General features: G+C 34.7%; 4 protein-coding genes. All 4 read left to right on the top strand.

The features are described from left to right. Positions 1 to 62: 62 nt before the first annotated feature. Positions 63 to 1,187 (top strand): non-hydrolyzing UDP-N-acetylglucosamine 2-epimerase, encoded by a 1,125-nt coding sequence (gene wecB / locus AACV33_RS00140; RefSeq protein WP_182700646.1) that lies wholly within the window; start codon positions 63 to 65, stop codon positions 1,185 to 1,187. Between the two features lie 28 nt (positions 1,188 to 1,215). Further along, complete coding sequence (gene wecC / locus AACV33_RS00135) at positions 1,216 to 2,481, top strand: UDP-N-acetyl-D-mannosamine dehydrogenase (protein WP_182700645.1); 1,266 nt, start codon at positions 1,216 to 1,218, stop codon at positions 2,479 to 2,481. 4 nt (positions 2,482 to 2,485) lie between these two features. Continuing rightward, positions 2,486 to 3,664, top strand: coding sequence for a glycosyltransferase (locus AACV33_RS00130; RefSeq protein WP_182700644.1), 1,179 nt, complete (start codon positions 2,486 to 2,488; stop codon positions 3,662 to 3,664). A 44-nt stretch (positions 3,665 to 3,708) separates the two neighbouring features. Beyond that, positions 3,709 to 4,068, top strand: a 360-nt coding sequence (locus AACV33_RS00125; RefSeq protein WP_220488744.1) for a hypothetical protein, incomplete at its 3' end; no start/stop codon positions are given.

Below are 4,068 nucleotides of genomic sequence, written 5' to 3'. Positions count from 1 at the left end.
TTTAATATATTTATTAAATAGCTGATTAAATAATATTGTTATAAAATTATGTGGATATTCAAATGATTCAGAAAAAAATTCTTACTGTATTTGGTACTCGACCAGAAGCCATCAAAATGGCACCTCTTGTTCATGCACTAGCAAATGATGACCGTTTTGAGGCAAAGTGCTGTGTGACGGCCCAGCATCGCGAAATGCTTGATCAAGTATTGGATCTTTTTGAGATCACTCCTGATTATGATTTGAACTTAATGAAAGTTGGACAAACTCTTAATGATATAACCGCTCGAATTTTGTTAGAACTAAAACCAGTTCTTCAAGAATTTAAGCCTGATGTTGTTTTAGTTCATGGTGATACTGCGACAACTTTTGCGGCGAGCTTAGCTGCATATTATGAGCAGATTGATGTAGGCCATGTAGAAGCGGGTCTTAGAACTGGAAATATATACTCACCATGGCCAGAAGAAGCAAATCGTCGGCTTACGGGTACATTAACCAAATATCACTTTGCACCAACAGAAACATCAGAACAAAATTTAATACAAGAAAATTTTAATCCAAAAGATATTTCAATAACAGGTAACACGGTTATTGATGCTTTGCTAATGGTGAAAAATAAGATAGATAATAATGTTGAATTAAAAAAAGAATTAGAAAATCAATTTCCATTTTTAGAGCCTACAAAGAAATTAATCTTAGTTACTGGGCATAGACGTGAAAGTTTTGGAGATGGTTTTGAACGAATTTGTGAAGCATTAGCAATTACAGCTAAGCAGCATCCTAATGTTCAGATACTTTATCCTATGCATTTGAATCCAAACGTACGTGAACCTGTAAATAGAATTTTAAGTCACATTGATAATATATATCTAATTGAACCTCAGCAGTATCTACCATTTATTTATTTAATGAATCGCTCAGATATTATTTTGACAGATTCAGGCGGTATTCAGGAAGAAGCTCCATCTTTAGGAAAGCCTGTTTTAGTTATGCGTGATACGACTGAACGTCCTGAGGCGGTTACCGCTGGAACGGTAAGTTTAGTTGGAACCGATGTTGAGAAAATAGTAAAAGCTTTAGATAAATTGCTCATGAATGAAGATGAATATAAGAAAATGAGCTTTGCACATAATCCGTATGGCGACGGTCAAGCTTGCCTACGAATTTTAAATAAATTAGCAAAATAAGAATTTTAATTATTTTTAGGTAGTAGATATGTCATTTGAAACAATTTCAGTCGTCGGGTTAGGTTACATAGGTTTACCTACCGCAGCTATGTTCGCTTCTCGTAAGAAGAAGGTTATCGGTGTAGATGTTAATCAGTATGCTGTTGAAACGATTAACCAAGGTAAAATTCATATTGTTGAACCCGATTTAGATATGATCGTAAGTGCTGCAGTCACTGAAGGTTATTTGAAAGCTGTGACAATTCCGGAACCTGCAGATGCGTTTTTAATTGCCGTTCCTACGCCATTTTTACCGTGTGAAGGCGACAATATTCCCGCACCAGATCTTTCTTATATAAAAGCGGCTAGTCAGGCCATCGCCCCTGTATTAAAAAAAGGTGATTTGGTTATTTTAGAATCGACATCACCAGTTGGTACAACAGAAAAAATGGCAGCTTGGCTTGCTGAAGCTAGACTTGATTTAAGTTTTCCACAGCAAGTTGGAGAGAGTGCAGATATCAATATTGCTCATTGTCCAGAACGTGTACTACCAGGTCATGTTGTTCGTGAATTGGTCGAAAACGATCGTGTCATTGGTGGTTTAACACCAAAATGCTCACAACGTTCTGTTGAGCTATATAAAGCATTTGTTTTGGGTGAGTGTGTCATTACTAATGCTCGTACTGCTGAAATGGCTAAACTAACAGAAAACAGTTCACGTGATGTTCAAATTGCTTTTGCAAATGAGCTTTCAATCATTTGTGATAAGTTAGGTATTAATGTTTGGGAACTCATTGCTTTAGCAAATAGACATCCTCGGGTAAATATTTTACAACCAGGTCCTGGAGTGGGTGGTCACTGTATCGCAGTTGATCCATGGTTTATTGTTTCTAAAACACCAGAGGAAGCTCAGATTATTCATACCGCTCGTAAAGTAAATGATGGCAAACCTGAATGGGTGATTAATAAAGTAAAACTTGCCATCATAGATTTTCTTCAAGAAAATCCGGATAAAACAGTTAAAGATGTTACTGTTGCTTGTTATGGTTTGGCTTTTAAACCCGACATTGATGATTTAAGAGAAAGTCCGGCAATGTTCATTACTCAAAGAATTGCTGAAATGCATAGTGGTAACGTATTAGCGGTAGAACCTAATATTTCTCAAGTTCCAAGTCAGTTAACTAATGTTAATTTAGTCGAATTTACTTTTGCATTAAAAGAAGCTGATATTCATGTAATGCTTGTCGATCATAAAGAGTTTAAAGACAGTTCAATAATAGCTAAAACAATCATTGATACAAAAGGGATTTGGTAAGGCTATGACCTTTAAAGTGCTAGTTATACCTTCTTGGTATGCATCAGATGAACGGCCTACTTTAGGATCATTTTTCCGAGAACAGGCGGAGGCTGTTGAAGCCTGTGGTGCTGATGTTAGAGTTGCATATTGTGAGCTACGGCACCCAGTTCGAAGAATAAAAGATTTATTTTATCGAAAAAAAAAGGATCTGGTTATTTCTCAAGAAGGGAGAATACCAACTTATCGCTTCATTCGTTATAACTTGTTTAACAGAACCGCAGAGACGATGGATAGACAATTTGCGGAAGGTTTAAATAGAATTATTGAATATCTAATAGCAGATAGTTGGAAACCAGATATTATCCATTTACAATCATTCTTTCCAGCAGGTTATGGCGTTCTCGATATTTCCGAAAAGTACGGAATCCCTTTTGTTTTAACTGAGCATTCAACCGGTTTTAGTCGCCACGATTGGTCAACTTATCAAGAGAATAACTTACGTCGCATATTGAATAAAGCGGCTTCTATAGTGACGGTAAGTAGAGGGTTAAAAAATGATGTTGCTCATTATACAGATAAAAATATTACGGTTATTCCTAATCTAGTTGATTTTAGTAAGTTTCAGAATCGTACAGCATCGTTGCCATTTAAAAATAAATTTGTATTCTTCTCACTTGGGTATCTAACTCATAAGAAAGGCTTTGATATCCTTTTTCGTGCTTTTTCTCTCGCCTTTAAGGGAGTGTTAGATGTTGAGTTACGAATTGGTGGTGATGGTATAGAGCGTAATATGCTGAAGAAGCTGGCCAAAGAATTAGGCATCATAAAGCAAGTTACTTTCCTTGGTGCTTTAAGTCGAGAGCAAGTGGCAAAAGAAATGAATGATTGTCATGCTTTTGTTCTCGCAAGTAGGTTTGAGACATTTGGTGTTGTATTTATTGAAGCTTTGTCAGCAGGAAAGCCGATAATAGTACCAGATATTGATGGGCCGAATGACATCGTTAATGAAAACAATGGATTAGTTTTTAAATATGAATGCGAAAGTGCGTTATCCAAAAGCTTAAAGGTTATACAGGAAAATTATGGTTCGTATTCATCAAAAGATATTAAATTACATTGTTTTAATACTTATGATAAAACGGTTGTTGGAAATAAAATATACAGGTTGATGAAAGAATCAATAAATAAAAATGAGTTATGAACTCAATTTTAATATTACCGTTGATAATTTAATAAGGTTATTCAGTGAAGATAGTTTATTATTTTGAAGGCAAAAATACATTAATGGATAATTGGCAATCTTTTCATATATTTGATGAGTTGATGAATTATGGGATCTCTGTAAAAGTTGTTAATCCATTAGATTATGATGATTACAGTTTAGCTAATCAAGCTTTACTCGATGAGCTAGAATCGGGTGATTTTGACCTTTTTATGACGCCTCATAATGAGTCTCGTTTATTTAAAAAAACATTGATATCAATAAAAGACTATAATATACCAACGTTATTAATATGTTTTGATAACTTGGTTATTCCATATGAACATAAAAATATATGTTCATATTATGATTTAGTTTGGCTCACATCAAAAGAAACAGAAAAT

Origin of the sequence: Aliivibrio sp. SR45-2 (assembly GCF_963890165.1) — a bacterium.
Classification (GTDB): domain Bacteria; phylum Pseudomonadota; class Gammaproteobacteria; order Enterobacterales; family Vibrionaceae; genus Aliivibrio; species Aliivibrio salmonicida.
The sequence above is the reverse complement of the archived record's forward strand: the minus strand, read 5'-3'. Positions and strand labels throughout refer to the sequence as shown.